Below are 16892 nucleotides of genomic sequence, written 5' to 3'. Positions count from 1 at the left end.
CTCCGCAGCCACCCCGCACGCGGGCCGCGCCCGCGCGCTCCCGGAGGACACCACCGCCATGCCCGCCGCCCCGCGAGACCTCGAAGGCAAGCTCGCCGTCGTCACCGGCGCGACCGCCGGGATCGGACGCGCGTGCGCCGAGCAGCTCGCCGCGCGCGGCGCGCGCCTCGCGCTCGTCGCGCGCAGCGCCGCGAAGGCGCAGGCCGCCCGCGACGAGATCGCGCGCGCGACCGGCAACGACGCCATCGAGCTCGTGATCGCCGACCTCGCGTCGCAGGCGGACGTGCGCGACGCCGCGCGCGCGCTGCTCGCCTCGTGCGAGCGCATCGACCTCCTGCTCAACAACGCCGGCGTCACGAACCTCGCGCGCGAGACCACGGTCGACGGCATCGAGACGACCTTCGCCGTCAACCACCTGGCCTACTTCCTGCTGACGCACGAGCTGCTGCCGCGGCTGCGCGCGACGCCGGGAGCGCGCATCGTGAGCGTCGCGTCCGACGCGCACCGCTTCGGCGGCGCGATCGACTTCGACGACCTCGGGCTCGAGAACGGCTACGGCTGGACGAAGGCCTACGGGCGTTCGAAGGGCGCGAACATCCTGTGGACGGGCGAGCTCGCGCGGCGGCTCGAGGGAACGGGCGTCACCGCCAACTGCCTCCACCCGGGCTTCGTGCGCAGCAGCCTCGGCGCCAACAACGGCGGGCTCGGCCGCGTGCTGGTCAAGGTCGCGGGCGTGTTCGCGATGTCGGCCGACAAGGCCGCGCGCTACGTCCTCGACGTCTGCACGAGCCCCGCGTGGGCCGGGACGAGCGGCGCGTACTTCTACAAGGGACGCCTGCACGAGCCGCTCGCCTGGGCGAGGGACCCGGAGCGCGCGGCGCGGCTGTGGGCGGTGAGCGAGTCGATGACGGGCGTCGCGGGGAGCGCAGCGTGAGCGAGGCGAGCGGAGTCGGAGAGGACACCGCGGCGGACGGCGCGACCGAGCCGCTCGCGCACGAGAGCCTGCGTTTCGACGTGGGCGGCGGCGTCGAGCTCGTCGCCGACGCGTGGGGCGACGCCGGCGCGCAGCCGGTCGTGCTCCTGCACGGCGGCGGCCAGACGCGCCACGCGTGGAGCGGCACCGGGCGCACGCTCGCGCGCGCGGGCTGGTACGCGGTCGCCGTCGACCAGCGCGGACACGGCGAGAGCGCGTGGGCGCCCGACGGCGACTACGAGCCGCAGCGCTTCGCGGCCGACGTCGTCGACGTCGCGCGGCGGCTGCCGGCGCCGCCCGTGCTCGTCGGCGCGTCGCTCGGCGGCATGGCCTCGCTGCAGGCGATCGACATGGCCGCTCCGGGCGTCGCGCGCGGCCTCGTGCTCGTCGACATCGCGACGCGCATGGAGAGCGACGGCATCGCGCGCATCTTCGAGTTCATGACGGCGAAGCCCGAAGGGTTCGCGTCGCTCGAGGAGGCCGCGGACGCGGTCGCCGCCTACAACCACCACCGGCGGCGGCCCGAGGACGTGAGCGGCCTCGCGAAGAACCTGCGCCGCGGCGAGGACGGACGCTGGCGCTGGCACTGGGACCCGCGCTTCCTCGCGGGCAAGCACGTGCACAAGGTGACGGGCCCCGAGCGCACGCGCGGGCTCGACGAGATGGTGCGGCGGCTCGCCGTACCGACGCTGCTCGTGCGCGGCCGCATGAGCGACGTGCTCAGCGAAGAAGGCGCGCGCCACTTCCTGTCGCTCGCGCCGCACGCGGCCTACGCCGACATCACCGACGCGGGCCACATGGTCGCGGGCGATCGCAACGACGCCTTCACCGAGGCCGTCGTGGACTTCCTGCGCGGCGCCCGGCTCGGGCCCGGCCGCGCGACCTAGCGAGCCCGCCCGCGTGCCCGACGCGCGCCGCTTCGCGCCCGCCGCCGCGCGCAACCGCGAGCCGCTGCTCGCCGTCCTGCGCCGCGCGCTCGCCGACCTCCCGCCGGGTGCGCGCGTGCTCGAGCTGGCGAGCGGCTCGGGCGAGCACGTCGCGCACTTCGCCCGCGCGCTCCCCGACCTCGCCTTCCAGCCGACCGACGTCGACGACGACGCGCTCGCGAGCATCGACGCGTGGCGCGCGCACGAAGGCCTCGCGAACGTCGCCCCGGCCCGCAGGCTCGACGTCCACGACGACGACTGGGGCGTCGGCGACGGCTTCCTCGCCGTCCTGTGCAGCAATCTCGTCCACATCGCGCCGTGGAGCGCGACGCTCGCGCTCCTGCGCGGCACCGCGCGCGTGCTCGCGCACGACGCGCGCGCGCGCCTCGTGCTCTACGGGCCCTACCGTCGCTTCGGCGCGCACACGGCGCCCTCGAACGAGGCGTTCGACGCGAGCCTGCGCGCGCGCGACCCGCGCTTCGGCGTGCGCGACCTCGAGGCCGTCGAGCGCGCGGCGCGGGAGTGCGGCCTCGCGCTCGGCGAGGTCGTCGCGATGCCCGCGAACAACTTCGCGCCGTGGTTCCGTCGCGACGCGCAATCGCGTGGGTGAGGCCTACGAACGCGTCGCGTCGTCGGTCGCGCGCAGCGGCGTCGGCTTGCCGAACAGCCAGCCCTGTCCGAACGCGATGCCGAGCTCGCCCAGCGTCTCGAGCTCCTCGAGCGTGTCGAGCCCCTCGGCGATGATGCGCGCGTTCGACCCGCTGCAGACGTCCTGGAGCGCCGCGAGGAGCGTGCGCCGCGTCGGGTCCTGGTCGATGCCCGAGACGAACGAGCGGTCGACCTTCACGAATTCCGGCGAGATCTCGACGAGCGCCTCGAGCCCCGCGTAGCCCGCGCCCGTGTCGTCGAGCGCGAACTGGAAGCCCAGGTCGCGGTAGTAGTCGCGGATCTCCTTGAACGCCTCGAAGTTCGCGATCGACTCCTGCTCCGAGACCTCGAACACGACGTCCGACGGGCTCAGCGCGCACTCGTCGAGCGTGCGGATGAGGCGCTCGGCCCGGAAGTTCGGGTCGTGGATCGTCGTCGGGCGGATGTTGAGGAAGAGCTTCGTGCCCTCCGGCAGGCCGACCGCACCCTTGAGCCCGCTCGCGCGGCACAGGCAGTCGAGCTCGAACACGAGCCCCTCCTCCTCGGCCGTGCGGAACATCGCGAGCGGCGAGTGGAGCTCGGTGCCCTGCGGTCCGCGCGCGAGCGCCTCGTAGCCGAAGACCGTCTTGCTCTCGACGGCGACGATCGGCTCGTACACGGACGTCACGCGGCGGTCGAGGACCACGTCGAGCATGCGCCGGCGACGCGCCCGCGCCTCGCTGCGCACGTTGAGGTCGAGGTCGTCGTGCGCCTCCGCGAGCGCGCGCCGCAGCTGCGTGTCGATGCCGAGCTTCGGGTTGCGCACCGCGACGCCGATCCCGCTCGCGAGCTGGGGCTCCGACCGACCGTACGGGTAGAGCACGCGGCCGCCGCGGGCGGCGAGCTCGCGCCGGAAGGCGCGTTCGTACGCGGGGAGCTCGTCGCGCAGGAAGCGGCCGCTCTCGGCCTCGCGGAACACGATCACGACGATCTCGTCGAGGCCGGGCTCGCCGGCGAGCACGAGATCCTCGATGTCGAGCTGCTCGACGCCGAGCTTGGCCGCGAGCTCGGCGAGGCGGCCGAACACGGCGCGCCGCGCGTCGACGCCGTAGTCGCGCTCGATCGGCGCCAGCTCCGGCACGCGCAGCGCGAGCAGCCCGAAGGCGCCCGCGCGCTCGAAGCGCGCCGCCACCTCGTCGAGCTGCGCGCCGAGCGCGGGAAGGCTCGGCGCGCGTCCCGCGTTCTCCACATCCTGCAGCTCGTGCGCCGGGCTCATACCGGCGGGTCATCGGCTCGCGGGGCGCGCCCGCTTGAGCGCGTCGATCGCCTCCGCCCGGTCGGCCGCGCGTCCGCACGGCTCGGGTATGCTGCGCCGCCGCAGAGGAGGACGGCCGTGGCATCCCAGGGCATCGCGGAGCGCGTCGGGCGACGGGTCGCGGAGGCGGGCGGCGAGGATCGCGTCGCGATCGAGGTCGACGCACACGGCGTCGCCGACGTCCGACTCGCCCGCCCCGACAAGCTCAACGCCGTCGACGACGCGATGTTCGTCGCGGTGGCGACGGCCGGGCGCGAGCTCGCGCGCGAGCGCGGCCTGCGCGCGGTCGTGCTCTCGGGCGAAGGCCGGGGCTTCTGTGCGGGCCTCGACACCTCGAGCTTCGCGCGCCTCGCGGGCGCCGGCCGCGGCGACGACGGCGGGGGCTTCCGCGCGCTCGACCCGGCGCCCGGCTCACCCGCGACGCGCGCTCAGGAGTTCGCCTGGGCGTGGGTCGAGCTGCCCGTCCCCGTGATCGCCGCCGTGCACGGGGTCTGCTTCGGCGCGGGCATCCAGCTCGCCCTCGCGGCCGACATCCGCTTCGCCGCGCCCGACGCGCGCCTGTCGATCATGGAGATGCGCTGGGGCCTCGTGCCGGACGTCACGGGCACGCAGACGCTGCGCCGGCTGCTGCCGCTCGACGTCGCGAAGGAGCTCGCGTTCACGGCGCGCATCGTGTCCGGCGCCGAGGCGGTCGACCTCGGGCTCGTCACGCACGTCGCGGACGCGCCGCACGAGGCCGCGACCGCGCTCGCGCGCGAGATCGCCGGCCGCTCGCCCGACGCGGTGCGCGCGGTGAAGCGCCTGCTCCAGGCGAGCGCGAGCGACGACGAGGCCCACGGCCTCGCGCGCGAGGCCGCCGAGCAGCGCCGGCTGATCGGGAGTCGCAACCAGGTCGAGGCCGTGGCGGCGAATCTCGAGAAGCGCGCGCCGCGCTTCGACGACCCCGCCTGAGCGCGCCGCGCACCGGCGCGCGGGGAGCGCGCTAGAGCAGCAGGTTCGCGGGGTGCGCGAGCGTGCGCGCGAGATCGGTCGTGAACCGCACCGCCTCGGCGCCGTCGATCACGCGGTGGTCGTACGAGAGCGAGAGCGGGAGCACCGTGCGCGGCGCGAACGCGGCGGCCTCGCGATCCCACACGGGCTTCGTCTGCAGCCGCGACAGGCCGAGGATGCCGACCTCCGGGTGGTTCACGATCGGCGTGAACGCCGTGCCCCCGATGCCGCCCAGGCTCGAGATGCTGAACACGGCGCCCTCGAAGTGCTCGGGGCGGAGCTTGCGCTCGCGCGCGCGCTCGGCGAGCTCGGCCACCTCGCGCGCGAGCGTCCGCAGCCCCTTGCGATCGACGTCGCGCACGACCGGCACGACGAGCCCGCCCTCGGTGTCGACGGCCACGCCGACGTGGACGTAGTGCTTGACGGCGATGCGCTCGCCGCCCTCGAGCAGCGACGAACGCATGCGCGGGAAGCGCCGCAGCACGAGCGCCGTCGCCTTGAGCGCGAAGACGAGCGGCGAGAGTCGCACGCCCTCCTCGGCGAGCTCCGCGGCGCGCGCCTTCCGGAAGGCCTCGAGCTCCGTGACGTCGGCCTCGTCGTGCTGCGTGACGTGCGGGACGAGCGCCCACGAGCGCGCGAGATTGCGCGCCGAGACGCGCCGGATGCGCGAGAGCTCGACCTCCTCCACTTCCCCGTACTTCGCGTAGTCGACGTTCGGCGCGGCGAGCGCGGCGCGATCGCGAGCGGCCGTGCCCGAGAGCGCGGTGCGGACGGCGGCGCGCACGTCGTCCTCGAGGATGCGCCCGTGCGGGCCGCTGCCCGACGCCGCCGCGAGGTCGAGGCCGAGCTCGCGCGCCATCCGGCGCACCTGCGGCCCCGCGTGCGGACGCTCGCCGGACGCCGCACCGCGGGCCGCGCTCGCCGGCACGGGCGGTGCCTGCGGCGTGAAGGTCGGCGGCGTCACGCTCGGGACGTGCGGCGCGGGCGCCGCGCCCGCGCGCACGGCGTCGCCGCCGGCCGGCTCCTCGGCCTCCGTCGTCGCCGCGGCCGCGGCGTCCGCCGTCGCCTCGTCGGGCTCGACCTCGAGCACGAGCAGCAGCGTGCCCTCGACGACCTCGTCGCCGACCGCGACGCCGACGGACTGCACGACGCCCGCGCGCGGCGACGGCAGCTCGAGCGTCGCCTTGTCGCTCTCGAGCGTGACGATGACGTCGTCGACGGCGACGCGGTCGCCCGCCGCGACGAGCACCTCGATCACCTCGACCTGCTCGGCCTCGCCGACGTCGGGAACGCGGACCTCGACCTGGTGCGGCACGGCGCGCTCCTCAGACGCTCGCCGGATCGATCTTCTCGGGATCGACCCCGTACTTCCGGATCGCGGTCGCGACGCGGCCGCGGTCGACCTGGCCGTCGTCGGCGAGCGCGGCGAGCGCCGCCACGCACGTCGAATAGCGATCCACCTCGAAGTACTGGCGCAGCTTGCGGCGCGTGTCGCTGCGCCCGAAGCCGTCGGTGCCGAGGACGTGGAAGGCGCCGGGGACGAAGGCGCGGATCTGGTCGGCGACGAGCGTCATGTAGTCGCTGCTCGCGAGCACGGGGCCGGGCTGCGCGGCCAGGCAGCGCTCGACGTGCGAGCGGCGGCGTTCCTCGCCGGGGTGCAGCCGGTTCCAGCGCGCGGCGGCGACGCCGTCGCGCCGCAGCTCGCCGTAGCTCGTCACGCTCCACACGTCGGCCGCGACGCCGAAGTCCTGCTCGAGCAGGTCCGCCGCGGCGAGCACCTCGCGCAGGATCGCGCCCGCACCGAGCAGCTGCATGCGCGGCGCGCCCGACGGCGCCTCGGCGCTTCGCACGCGGTACATCCCGCGCAGGATGCCGGGCGCCGCGCCCTCGGGCATCGCCGGCTGGTCGTACTTCTCGTTCATCACCGTCAGGTAGTAGAAGACGTCCTCGCCCTCGGCGTACATGCGGCGCAGGCCGTCCTGCACGATGACGGCGAGCTCGTAGCCGTAGGCGGGGTCGTAGGCGACGCACGAGGGGATGGTCGCCGCGAGCAGGTGGCTGTGGCCGTCCTGGTGCTGCAGTCCTTCGCCCGCGAGCGTCGTGCGCCCGGCGGTCCCGCCGAGCAGGAAGCCGCGCGCGCGCGAGTCGGCCGCCGCCCACGCGAGGTCGCCGATGCGCTGGAAGCCGAACATCGAGTAGTAGATGTAGAACGGGATCATCGGCACGCCGTGGTTCGCGTAGGCCGTGCCGGCCGCGATCCACGACGCGAAGGCGCCGGCCTCGTTGATGCCCTCCTGCAGGATCTGGCCGTGCTTGTCCTCGCGGTACCAGCTCACCTGGTCGGAGTCGACGGGCTCGTAGAGCTGCCCGACCGACGAGTAGATGCCGAGGCGGCGGAACATCCCCTCCATGCCGAACGTGCGCGATTCGTCGGGCACGATCGGGACGATCTGCTTGCCGATCCGATCGTCGCGCACGAGCAGCTGGAGCGCGCGCACGGCCGCCATGGTCGTCGAGATCGGACGGTCGCCCGTGCCCTCGAGCAGCTGCGCGAACGCGTCGAGGCCCGGCACCTCGAGCGGCGCGGCCGCGACGCGGCGCGCCGGGAGGTAGCCGCCGAGCGCGCGGCGGCGCTCGTGCAGGTATCGGATCTCGGGGCTGTCGTCCGCGGGGCGGTAGAACGGCGCGTTCGGCAGCTCCTCGTCCGAGATCGGGATGTGGTAGCGGTCGCGGAACTTGCGCAGCGCGTCCTCGCCCATCTTCTTCTGCTGATGGGTCGAGTTCTGGCCCTCGCCCGCCTCGCCCATCCCGTAGCCCTTCACGGTCTTGGCGAGGATCACCGTCGGTCGGCCCTCGTGCGCGACGGCCTCCGCGTAGGCGGCGTAGATCTTGTGCGGGTCGTGGCCGCCGCGGTTGAGGCGCCAGATGTCGTCGTCGGAGAGGTTGGCGACCATCTCGCGCAGCTCGGGGTACTTCCCGAAGAAGTGCTCGCGCGTGTACGCGCCGCCCTTCACCTTGTAGTTCTGGTACTCGCCGTCGACGGCCTCCTCCATGCGCTGGCGCAGCAGGCCGCTGCGATCCTTCGCGAGCAGCGGGTCCCAGTAGCTGCCCCAGATCACCTTGATGACGTTCCAGCCCGCGCCCCGGAAGACGGCCTCGAGCTCCTGGATGATCTTGCCGTTGCCGCGCACCGGGCCGTCGAGCCGCTGCAGGTTGCAGTTCACGACGAAGACCAGGTTGTCGAGGCGCTCGCGCGCCGCGAGCGAGATGGCGCCGAGCGATTCGGGCTCGTCCATCTCGCCGTCGCCGCAGAAGACCCAGACCTTGCGGTCCGTGGTGTCGGCCACGCCGCGGTCGGTCAGGTACTTCATGAAGCGGGCCTGGTAGATGCCCATCAGCGGGCCGAGGCCCATCGACACCGTCGGGAACTGCCAGAAGTCGGGCATGAGGCGCGGATGCGGATACGACGAGATGCCGCCCGGGTCGACCTCCTGCCGGAAGCGGTGGAGCTGACTCTCGCTGAGCCGCCCCTCGAGATAGGCGCGCGCGTAGATGCCCGGCGCCGAGTGCCCCTGGATGTAGAGCAGGTCGCCGCCGTGCGACTCGGACGGCGCGCGCCAGAAGTGGTTGAAGCCGACGTCGTAGAGCGTCGCCGCCGAGGCGAAGCTCGCGATGTGCCCGCCGAGCTCGGACGACTCGCGGTTGGCCTGCACGACCATCGCCATCGCGTTCCAGCGGATGATCGAGCGGATGCGGTGCTCGAGCGCGTGGTCGCCCGGGCTCTTGCGCTCCTGCGATTCGGGGATGCTGTTGATGTACGCGGTGTTCGCGCTGTACGGGAGGTAGACGCCGCGGCGGCGCGCGCGCCGGATGAGCCGCTCGACGAGGTAGTGCGCGCGCAGCGGGCCCTCGCGAGCGATCACGCTCTCGAGCGCGTCGAGCCACTCGTCCGTCTCGACGGGGTCGACGTCCTGGTCGAACACGGTGGCGCCGTCCGGAACCTCGAAGTCCACGGGATCGTCGCCGTTCGAGTCGGACCGCGTCATGGCCGCTCCTGCGGAAGCCGCTCGGCCGCGGGCGCGCGAGGCGCCCGCGGCCGAGGAAGGTTCAGTCGATGTTGAGCCCGTCGTCCGTCCGGCACTTCGACACGTCGATCGCGCTCACCACGTGGAGGTAGGGGAACCCGAAGCCGGGGATGAACCCCATCCAGAACTTCCGCTGCGGCGCGTTCTGGCTGAACGGGCCCCACCCGTTCAGGGCCCACTCCCCGAGCCCGGGATGCACGATCGAGAGCCACATCGGGCCGTTCGAGTCCTTGCCGTTCGGGCAGGTCCGCGCCGACGCCGCGCTCGTCACCACGAGCAGGCTGCCGAGCACGAGCAGAGCCACGCGCCATGCCTTCGTTCGCGACCTCATCGTCTCCCCCCTCTCCTCTCTGAACGGAATGGCTTCACTCGACGCGGATCGTCACCACCTCGGAGACGATCGGCGGGTCGTGCGGAACGTGCAGGGCATCGCCGAGCACGAGCTGCAGCGTGTGGGTGCCGGGCGCGAGCTCGACGGTCGTCTCCGTCTGCCCGCCCCCGAAGTGCTTGTGCTGCGCGTCGTTCGGGATCGGCGCCGCCGCCGGCGGCGTGGGCGCATCGATGATCAGGTGGTGGTGGCCGGTGTTCGGGTTCGCGACGCCCGCCGGCGCGACGCCCATCCCCGACAGCCCGAACCGCACGAGCACGGGGCTCGAGACGGTCGCGCCGTCGCTCGGGGAGATGATGTAGACGCGCGCGCCCTCGGGCGCGGGCGTGCGCGGAACCGCGGCCGGCGCGTCGTCGGCGCGCGACGAGCCCGCGCAGGCGAGCAGGGAGACGGCGAGCGCCGTCGCGAGCGCGGGCCGGGTGCGGAGTGCGTGGATCATGGGATCGCCCCCTCTGCCGTGTCGGCGTGCAGTGTCGGCGGCAGAGTCTATGCAGGGGCCGGGCGCTTCGCACGTCGCGCGCCCTCGCGCGCGGCGCGACGGCGGGCTAGCGCGCGCCCGCCGCCTCGGCCTTGCGCGCGGCGAGCTCGGCGGTCGACACATAACGACCGTCCGCCTTGAGCTCGCCGGTGACGTGCACGGCACCCATCACGCGATCGAGGTAGCCGGGCCCGTCGGGCGTCGCGACGAACCAGCCGGTCGGACACATGGTGAGCACCTCGACGAACGAGAAGCCCGCCCCCTCGCGCTGCGTCTCGAACGCGCGGCGGATCGCTCGCCGCGTCTGCGCGACGCCGGCCGCGTCGTGCACGGACGTGCGGGCGGCGTAGGCGGTGCCGCCGAGCTGCGCCACGAGGTCGGCGACGAGGATGGGATGGCCGTGGTACGCGGCGTCGCGCCCGTCGAGCGAGTTCTTCGTGCGCTGGCCGAGCACCGTCGTCGCCGTCATGTGCCCGCCCGTCTCTCCGAACACCCCGTTGTCGAGCAGCACGCACGTCACGCGCTCGCCGCGCGCCGCCGTGTGCAGCACCTCCTGCAGCCCTTCGTTCACCATGTCGCCGTCGCCCTGGAGCGTGAAGACGAGCGCGTCGGGACGCATGCGCTTCGCGCCCGTCGCGACCGATGGCGCGCGGCCGTGGAGCGCCTGGACGAGATCGACGTCGAGGATCGACGTGAGCGCCGTGTAGCAGCCGATCCCGACGGCGCCGATGGCGCGGTCGGCGCACGCGACGTCGACGATGGCTTCGCAGAGCGCGCGCAGGGCGAGCGGCTCGCCGCAGCCCGCGCAGAGGTCGTGATCCTGCGACAGCAGGAGCGGCGGCCGCTGCGGCACGACGCGCTTGCGGGCCCCTTCGCTCACGTCCGCACCTCCTCGCCGGCGTGGGCCCGACGCACGCGGTCGCGCACGACGTCCGGGTCGAGCAGCGGCCCGAGCCCGAAGCCCGCCGCGTCGCTCGAGATGCCGCCGATCGGCACCACGGGCACGCGCCCGAGCACCGCCAGCCGCACGTCGTCGATCATCTGCCCCGCGTTCTGCTCGAGCACGGCGATGCGGCGCGCGCGCTGCGTGGCCGCGTCGAGTGCCGCCGCAGGGAACGGCCACAGCGTCACCGGCCGCGCGAGCCCGACGCGCAGGCCGTCGGCGCGCAGCTCGTCGACGGCGAAGCGCGCGAAGCGCGCGAGCGACCCGAACGCGACCACGACGAGCTCGGCGTCCTCGCAGTGCTCGGCCTCGAGCCGCGCCTCGGCGGCCGCCATCGCGTCCCACTTCGCCTGGAGGCGGCGCCAGAACGGCTCCGGCTCGATGCCCTTCTCGCCCTTGCGCATCCCGATCGGGTTCACGTTGCGCGAGCGGCCCGTGCCGCCGAGCGAGCCGTCGACCGCCCAGTCCGGCGCCGGTCGCGGCGGGCCCGCCGGCGTCGGGATGCGCACGGCCTGCGCCGTGTGCGCGAGCAGGTAGTCGCCGTACACCATCACGGGCCCGCGCCACGCGTCGGCCTTGTCGAACGCGCACTGCGTGAGGGCCACGGCCTCGGCGCTGTCGATCGGCGCGAGCACGAGGTGGCGGTAGTCGCCGTGTCCGCCGCCGCGCGTCGCCTGGAAGTAGTCCGCCTGGCCGCGCGCCATGTTGAACAGCACGACCGGGAGCTCTGCGCGCGCGAGCTCCGAGATCGACTCCTGCATGAGCGCGAGCCCCTGGCCCGTCGAGCCCGTCGCCGCGCGCGCCCCCGTCGCGGCGGCGCCCCACGCCATGCCGATCGCCTCGAGCTCGCTCTCGGCGTTGATGCACACGCCGCCCGCGTCGGGGAGCTTCGCCGCGAAGCTCTCGAGCAGCTCCGTGAACGGCGTCATCGGATAGCCCGCGAAGAAGCGGCAGCCCGCCGCGATCGCCGCCTCGGCGATCGCCTCCGAGCCCTCCATCAGCCGCGCCGTCGCCGGCCGCGCCGCCGCGCTCATCGCGCGCCCTCCTCCGGGCGCGCGCCGCGCGCCTCGAGCCGGAAGACCTCGAAGCAGAAGTCCGGACACACGAGCGCGCACGCGCCGCAGCCCGTGCAGCCCGGGGAGAGCAGCGGATAGGGTGCGCCGATCGCGTTGCGCTCGACCGACATCGCGAGCACGCGCGGCGGGCACGCGGGCACGCACAGCGTGCAGCCCTTGCAGCGCTCGACGTCGATCGCGACCGTGCCGCGCGCATCGCCGCGCATCAGGCCGCCCCCGCGGCGACGGGCCACGCGCGCGGTGCCGCGCCGCCCACCGCGCCCACCGCGCCCGTCGCGCCGCCGGCGTCGGCGAGCGAGAAGCCCGCGCGCAGCGCGCGCTCGTTCGCCTCGACGTGCTGCTGGCGATAGCTCGGCACGCACTCGCGCATGGCGCCGACGAGCGCCTCGAGGCCGGCGAAGCCCGTCGCCGCGCAGAACGCCGCCGCGAGCGCGAGCGCCGCCGCGAGCGGCGCCTGCGCGCCGCGCGCCACCTCGCCCGCGTCGACCGCCACGACGCGCACGCCGCGCGCCTCGAGCGCCGCGATCGCGTCGGCGGCGAAGAGCGCGCGCTCGACGAACGCGAGCGAGCCGCGCGCGAGCTTCGCGCCGGTCGGCGCGAAGAAGCGGTCGTGCATCGCGATCGCCGCCCACGCGCGCGCGACGATCGGCGGCGTGCGGATCGCGGCGTCGGCCGCGACGAGACACGCGTCGGTGTTGCCGCCGCGCATCGTCCCGCCGTACGTCCCGAGCAGCGTCACCTCGCGCCCCTCGGCGACGGCCGCGCGCGCGAGCACCTGTGCGGCGAGCTGCACGCCCTGTCCGCCGATCCCGGTGAGCAGCACCTCGCGTTCCACGGACGACCCTCGCGGCGCAGCGCCCGGACGGGCGCGTGCCGCACGATATGCGCGCTCGGGCGACCGCTCAACGAAAACGAGACGGGGTCGTATCTCCGCCGCGCGCGCGGCGCTCAGCGCGCGGCGTCGCACGCCAGGATGCGCTCGACGACGAGCGGCCGCTGGATCTGCCGCGTCGCCGGCGTGCGCGGCAGCGCGTCGACGATCTCGAGGCGCCGCGGAAGCTTGAAGCGCGCCAGGCGATCGCGCGCAAACGCGACGAGCGTCTCGAGGGTCGGTGCGCGCCCCGCGCGCGCGACGACCACGGCGCAGACGATCTCGCCCCACGCCGCATCCGGGATGCCGACGACGGCGACCTCCTCGACGTCGGGGTGCGCGCCGAGCACGGCCTCGACCTCCGGCGGCGCGACCGTCTCGCCGCCGGTGCGGATCACGTCGCGCTTGCGGCCGACGACGCTCAGGTAGCCCTCGTCGTCGAGCGCGCCGAGATCGCCCGTGCGGTAGGCGCCGCCGACGAGCGCCGCGCGCGTCGCCGCCTCGTTCTCGAAGTAGCCGTCCATCAGGAACGGGCTGCGCAGCTCGATCTCGCCGTCGTCGCACAGCGCGAGCTCGACGCCCGGCACGGGCAGCCCGACGCGGCCGGGCTTGCGGCGCGCGTCGGCGTGCGCGAGCGCCGTGCCCGCGCCCGCCTCCGTCGAGCCGTAGTAGATGCGCAGCGTCGCGTGCGGGAGGCGCTCGGCGAGCGCGTCGACGAGCTCGGGCGGCACGGCCGACGTGCCCGTGTCCGCCATGCGCAGGCTCGAGACGTCGGCGCGCTCGAGCCCGTGCTCGAGCAGACGGCCCCAGATGGCGGGCAGCCCGTAGAAGCGCGTCGCGCGGCGGTGCTCGATCGCGCGCAGCAGGTCGTCGGGCGCGGGGCTCGCGAGCGCGATCTCGCCGCCCGTCTGCCACGCCGCGAGCGCGAGCGTGAACGCCGCCATGTGGAACAGCGGGAACATGCACACGCTCGTCTCGGGCGCGTCGACGAAGACGCCCTGGAAGCTGCGCAGCCAGCTCGCGCGGTGCGAGAGCACGACGCCCTTCGGCGCGCCCGTGCTGCCGCTCGTGAAGAAGACGACGTGCGGGTCGGCCTCGCAGAGCTGCGCCTCGACGAAGGCGCCCGCGCGCTCCGCCGCCGCGCGCGCGAGCAGGCTCGCGCGCGGCCCGCTCGCCGGGGCGTCGCCCAGCGCACCGAGCGCGACGAGCGGCACGCCGAGCTCGCGCGCGACGGGCTCGGCCTCGTCGACGCGCTCCGCGTCGACGACGAGCGCGCGCGGCCGCGCGAGCGCCGCGACGGGCGCCATCTCCGCCGCGCCGAGCCGCGCGTTCGTCGGCGCGAAGACGGCGCCGCGCTTCGCGAGGCCGGCGAACAGCGCGAGCACCTCGAGCCGCGTGTCGCACCAGGTGGCGACGCGGTCGCCGCGCTCGACACCGAGCGTCGCGAGCGCGCGCGCGATGCGATCGCCCGCGGCGTCGAGCTCGGCGTGCGACAGGACGCGCTCGCCGTGCGACGCCGCGGGCCGGCGCGGGACGGCGCGCGCATTGCGCGCGAAGAGCGACGGCACGACGAGCTCCACGCGCCGCACGGTACCCGCTCCCGCGCCGCTTCCACAGCGCGCCGCAGCGGCTTCCATTGCCCCGGTGCGAGCGGGTATCGTGCGCGCCGTGCCGCACCGCCCGCTCGCCGTCCTCGCGCACCTCGCCTCGCCGGACCTCGACGCCGTCGCGCGCGACTACCCGAACGCCACCTTCACGACCATCCCGACCGAGGGCCCGCTGCCGGACGGCGTGCGCGGCGAGGTCTGCCTCACGTTCGCGTGGGGCAGCCCGAACATGGCCGAGGTGATGGCGCGCGGCGTGCGCTGGGTGCACACGATCGGCACCGGCGTCGACCGCTTCCCGCTCGACGCCGTGCGCGGCGCGCAGCTCACGTGCTCGCGCGGCGCGAGCGCGATCCCGATCGCCGAGTGGGTGCTCGCGGTGATGCTCGCCTTCGAGAAGCGGCTGCCCGAGTCGTTCGCGAGCGCGCCGCCGAAGACCTGGAACTTCGCGGAGCTCGGCGGCCTGCACGGGCGCACGCTCGGCCTCGTCGGGCTCGGCGGCATCGCGGAGGCGGTGGCGACGCGCGCGCTCGCGTTCGGGATGCGCGTGCAGGCCTACCGGCGCACGGACGCTCCTTCGCCGATCGCGGGCGTCGAGGTCGTGCGCGACCTCGGCGCGCTCGTCGCCGGCGCCGACCACCTCGTGATCGCGGCCTCGGCGACGCCCGCGACGCGGCACCTGATCGGCGCGCGCGAGCTCGCGCGCGCGAAGCCGGGCCTGCACCTCGTGAACATCGCGCGCGGGTCGCTGCTCGATCAGGACGCGCTGCGCGCGGCGCTCGACGACGGGCGCGTGGCGCGCGCGTCGCTCGACGTGTGCGAGCCCGAGCCGCTGCCGGCCGGCCACTGGCTGTACGCACATCCGCGGGTGCGGCTCTCGCCGCACATCTCGTGGAGCGCGCCGGACGCGCTCCCGCGGCTGTTCGACTCGTTCCGTCGCAACCTCGCGCACTACCTCGAGGGCGAGCCGCTCGAGGGGAGCGTCGATCTCGAGCGCGGCTACTGACCGCGCTCGCGGAGGAACCGATGAGCTCCGAACGCACACGCGGCGACGTCGCCACGAAGCTCCTGTTCGAGAACGAGCGCGTCCGCGTCTGGGAGATGCGGCTCGCGCCGGGCGAGCGCTCGCCCGTGCACGCGCACGCGCTCGACAACCTGCTGATCCAGATAGACGGCGACCGCATCGCCGTCGAGCCCGAGCCCGACACGACGGGGCCGTACACCGAGTACCTCGAGGCCGACGTCTGGCCGGGGCACGTCCTCTACGTCGAGCGCGGCGGCGTCGAGCGCGCCTACAACTGCGGGAAGCGCCCGTACTTCGAGATCCTCGTCGAGCTCAAGGACGAGCCCGCTTCCCGCTGACGCGCACGGGCGTCGCGCCGGCGCGTCCTAGCGTGCGGCGGTGCGGCGGCGACCGAGCGCGCCGTGCGCGATGGCGGGCGGCGACGGCCGCATCGGCTCGCGCCACAGCGCGTGCTGCGGCGGCCCCCACGCGTCGTCCGAGACGCCGGCGTACATCTGGTGGATCACGAGGTCCGGCGCATCGCGCTCGACCGCATCGGGATCCACGTCGCGGTTCCAGTAGAGGATCGTCTCGGCGAAGCGCGACGAGAGCGGGATCGCGAGCGCGGACGCGAACGAGTCGCGGAACATCACGACGCGCGCGAGCGAGGGGTCGCGATTCGCGAAGGTGGTCGGCCCCTCGGAGCGCGTCACGTCGAAGCGCGCGCGCATCTCGGGCGTGAGCGTGGCGATCGGATCGGGCGTCGTCAGCCACTCGGCCGTCTCGGGGAACGCCTCGGGCAGGGTCGCGAGCTCGGCGAGGCCGAGTCCGCGCCCGCTCGTGGTGTGCCACGCGACCGGCTGCTCGGGGCCGAGCCTCAGCTCGGGCCAGCGCCGCGCGAGGTCGCGCGCGAGCGCGCGCTCGACCGCGACGGCGCCGCGCGCCGACCAGTGGCCGTCCGTGCGGTAGTAGACGAGCTCGCGCTGCTTCGCGTCGCGCAGCACGCCGCGCGCGTCGAACAGGTCGATCGCCGTGTGGCGCCGGAGGTGGCGCTCGACCTGCTCGTACGCCGTCGGCGCGCGCGGCGCCATCCACGGCGGAAGCTCCTCGGGATAGATCTCGCCCTTCATCGGCACGAGCACGACGAGGTAGCGGACGCCGCGCGCGGCGAGCCAGCGGCGCCGCTCCTCGAGCGTCGCCGCCCACTGGGCGAGCTGGGCGTCGTCGTAGCGCGCCGCGCCGCTCGCGAGTGCGCGCGCGAGCGGGCGGCCGTCGAACAGCCAGCCGTCGCGCCCGACGACGAGGTGCGCGGTCGGCGAGCCACCGAGCGCGCCCGCGACGAAGCGGATGTAGCCCCCCTTGAGCGCGTCGCGCAGACCGACCTGGTCGTCGTAGTAGGCCGTCAGCAACGCGGGCCAGACGCGCAGCGGGTGCGCGCGCAGCTCGGGCCACTGCACGAGCGGACGCTTCTCGCCGGGCGCGTTCGCGCGGTCGGGCGTCGCGAGCGCGACGACGAGCGGGAGCCACAGCGCCGCGAGGAAGACGCCCACGGCGATCGCCGCCCACCGCCCTTGCGTCCGCTGCACGTCCATGCGCCCTCGCTCGCTTCGTGT

17 protein-coding genes are annotated in these 16892 nt (G+C 74.9%); 6 read left to right on the top strand and 11 right to left on the bottom strand.

What is annotated here, in order from left to right:
* Nucleotides 1-58: 58 nt before the first annotated feature.
* From R3E88_17115 to R3E88_17105, 3 genes are read left to right on the top strand one after another with little or no spacing between them, the layout of a single operon-like run.
* Nucleotides 59-934 carry an SDR family oxidoreductase gene (locus R3E88_17115; protein MEZ4218211.1) on the top strand — a complete coding sequence of 292 codons (876 nt, stop codon included), beginning with the start codon at nucleotides 59-61 and terminating at the stop codon, nucleotides 932-934.
* Entirely contained in the window at nucleotides 931-1860 is a 930-nt protein-coding gene (locus tag R3E88_17110) for an alpha/beta hydrolase (protein MEZ4218210.1), read from the top strand. The genes R3E88_17115 and R3E88_17110 overlap by 4 nt, the downstream gene beginning before the upstream one ends.
* Before the next feature lie 13 nt (nucleotides 1861-1873).
* A complete protein-coding gene (locus tag R3E88_17105) occupies nucleotides 1874-2509 on the top strand; it encodes a DUF938 domain-containing protein (GenBank protein MEZ4218209.1) in 636 nt (211 codons plus the stop codon).
* 3 nt (nucleotides 2510-2512) lie between these two features.
* Here R3E88_17105 and R3E88_17100 read toward each other — a convergent pair whose 3' ends face one another.
* On the bottom strand, nucleotides 2513-3802 hold the full coding sequence (locus tag R3E88_17100) for an EAL domain-containing protein (protein MEZ4218208.1): 1290 nt from the start codon (nucleotides 3800-3802) through the stop codon (nucleotides 2513-2515).
* A 117-nt stretch (nucleotides 3803-3919) separates the two neighbouring features.
* On the opposite strand from R3E88_17100, the gene R3E88_17095 reads away from it, so the two are divergent.
* Nucleotides 3920-4792: a crotonase/enoyl-CoA hydratase family protein gene (locus tag R3E88_17095; GenBank protein ID MEZ4218207.1), complete on the top strand. Its 873-nt coding sequence runs from the start codon at nucleotides 3920-3922 to the stop codon at nucleotides 4790-4792.
* 31 nt (nucleotides 4793-4823) lie between these two features.
* On the opposite strand, the gene R3E88_17090 is transcribed toward R3E88_17095, so the two are convergent.
* From R3E88_17090 to R3E88_17050, 9 genes are all read right to left on the bottom strand, one after another.
* A complete protein-coding gene (locus R3E88_17090; protein ID MEZ4218206.1) occupies nucleotides 4824-6146 on the bottom strand; it encodes a 2-oxo acid dehydrogenase subunit E2 in 1323 nt (440 codons plus the stop codon).
* A gap of 10 nt (nucleotides 6147-6156) precedes the next feature.
* Nucleotides 6157-8877: a pyruvate dehydrogenase (acetyl-transferring), homodimeric type gene (gene aceE / locus R3E88_17085; GenBank protein ID MEZ4218205.1), complete on the bottom strand. Its 2721-nt coding sequence runs from the start codon at nucleotides 8875-8877 to the stop codon at nucleotides 6157-6159.
* A 61-nt stretch (nucleotides 8878-8938) separates the two neighbouring features.
* Nucleotides 8939-9220, bottom strand: coding sequence for a hypothetical protein (locus R3E88_17080; protein ID MEZ4218204.1), 282 nt, complete (start codon nucleotides 9218-9220; stop codon nucleotides 8939-8941).
* Between the two features lie 61 nt (nucleotides 9221-9281).
* Nucleotides 9282-9743 carry a DUF4399 domain-containing protein gene (locus R3E88_17075; GenBank protein MEZ4218203.1) on the bottom strand — a complete coding sequence of 154 codons (462 nt, stop codon included), beginning with the start codon at nucleotides 9741-9743 and terminating at the stop codon, nucleotides 9282-9284.
* Between the two features lie 106 nt (nucleotides 9744-9849).
* Nucleotides 9850-10662 carry a thiamine pyrophosphate-dependent enzyme gene (locus tag R3E88_17070; GenBank protein ID MEZ4218202.1) on the bottom strand — a complete coding sequence of 271 codons (813 nt, stop codon included), beginning with the start codon at nucleotides 10660-10662 and terminating at the stop codon, nucleotides 9850-9852.
* Complete coding sequence (locus R3E88_17065; protein ID MEZ4218201.1) at nucleotides 10659-11759, bottom strand: transketolase C-terminal domain-containing protein; 1101 nt, start codon at nucleotides 11757-11759, stop codon at nucleotides 10659-10661. Before R3E88_17065 ends, R3E88_17070 begins: the two co-directional genes overlap by 4 nt.
* Nucleotides 11756-12007: a 4Fe-4S dicluster domain-containing protein gene (locus R3E88_17060; GenBank protein MEZ4218200.1), complete on the bottom strand. Its 252-nt coding sequence runs from the start codon at nucleotides 12005-12007 to the stop codon at nucleotides 11756-11758. The genes R3E88_17065 and R3E88_17060 overlap by 4 nt, the downstream gene beginning before the upstream one ends.
* Nucleotides 12007-12636 (bottom strand): 2-oxoacid:acceptor oxidoreductase family protein, encoded by a 630-nt coding sequence (locus tag R3E88_17055; protein ID MEZ4218199.1) that lies wholly within the window; start codon nucleotides 12634-12636, stop codon nucleotides 12007-12009. The genes R3E88_17060 and R3E88_17055 overlap by 1 nt, the downstream gene beginning before the upstream one ends.
* 113 nt (nucleotides 12637-12749) lie before the next feature.
* Complete coding sequence (locus R3E88_17050; protein MEZ4218198.1) at nucleotides 12750-14261, bottom strand: AMP-binding protein; 1512 nt, start codon at nucleotides 14259-14261, stop codon at nucleotides 12750-12752.
* A 79-nt stretch (nucleotides 14262-14340) separates the two neighbouring features.
* Between R3E88_17050 and R3E88_17045 the strand changes: the two genes are divergently transcribed.
* Both R3E88_17045 and R3E88_17040 read left to right on the top strand, forming a co-directional pair.
* A complete protein-coding gene (locus R3E88_17045; GenBank protein MEZ4218197.1) occupies nucleotides 14341-15282 on the top strand; it encodes an NAD(P)-dependent oxidoreductase in 942 nt (313 codons plus the stop codon).
* 20 nt (nucleotides 15283-15302) lie between these two features.
* A complete protein-coding gene (locus tag R3E88_17040) occupies nucleotides 15303-15638 on the top strand; it encodes a cupin (protein MEZ4218196.1) in 336 nt (111 codons plus the stop codon).
* A 27-nt stretch (nucleotides 15639-15665) separates the two neighbouring features.
* Here R3E88_17040 and R3E88_17035 read toward each other — a convergent pair whose 3' ends face one another.
* Nucleotides 15666-16871 carry a hypothetical protein gene (locus tag R3E88_17035; protein MEZ4218195.1) on the bottom strand — a complete coding sequence of 402 codons (1206 nt, stop codon included), beginning with the start codon at nucleotides 16869-16871 and terminating at the stop codon, nucleotides 15666-15668.
* Nucleotides 16872-16892 lie beyond the last annotated feature (21 nt).

It is taken from the genome of Myxococcota bacterium (assembly GCA_041389495.1).
Lineage (GTDB): Bacteria > Myxococcota_A > UBA9160 > UBA9160 > UBA4427 > JAWKRT01.
Note: the sequence above shows the minus strand (reverse complement) of the source record. Positions and strands in the feature narration are given on the sequence as shown.

Coding starts and splice junctions, on each gene's coding strand:
- R3E88_17035 (MEZ4218195.1), bottom strand. CDS start 16,871: ATGGACGTGCAGCGGACGCAAGGGCGGTGGGCGGCGATCGCCGTGGGC.
- R3E88_17040 (MEZ4218196.1), top strand. CDS start 15,303: ATGAGCTCCGAACGCACACGCGGCGACGTCGCCACGAAGCTCCTGTTC.
- R3E88_17075 (MEZ4218203.1), bottom strand. CDS start 9,743: ATGATCCACGCACTCCGCACCCGGCCCGCGCTCGCGACGGCGCTCGCC.
- aceE (MEZ4218205.1), bottom strand. CDS start 8,877: ATGACGCGGTCCGACTCGAACGGCGACGATCCCGTGGACTTCGAGGTT.
- R3E88_17100 (MEZ4218208.1), bottom strand. CDS start 3,802: ATGAGCCCGGCGCACGAGCTGCAGGATGTGGAGAACGCGGGACGCGCG.
- R3E88_17060 (MEZ4218200.1), bottom strand. CDS start 12,007: ATGCGCGGCGATGCGCGCGGCACGGTCGCGATCGACGTCGAGCGCTGC.
- R3E88_17065 (MEZ4218201.1), bottom strand. CDS start 11,759: ATGAGCGCGGCGGCGCGGCCGGCGACGGCGCGGCTGATGGAGGGCTCG.
- R3E88_17115 (MEZ4218211.1), top strand. CDS start 59: ATGCCCGCCGCCCCGCGAGACCTCGAAGGCAAGCTCGCCGTCGTCACC.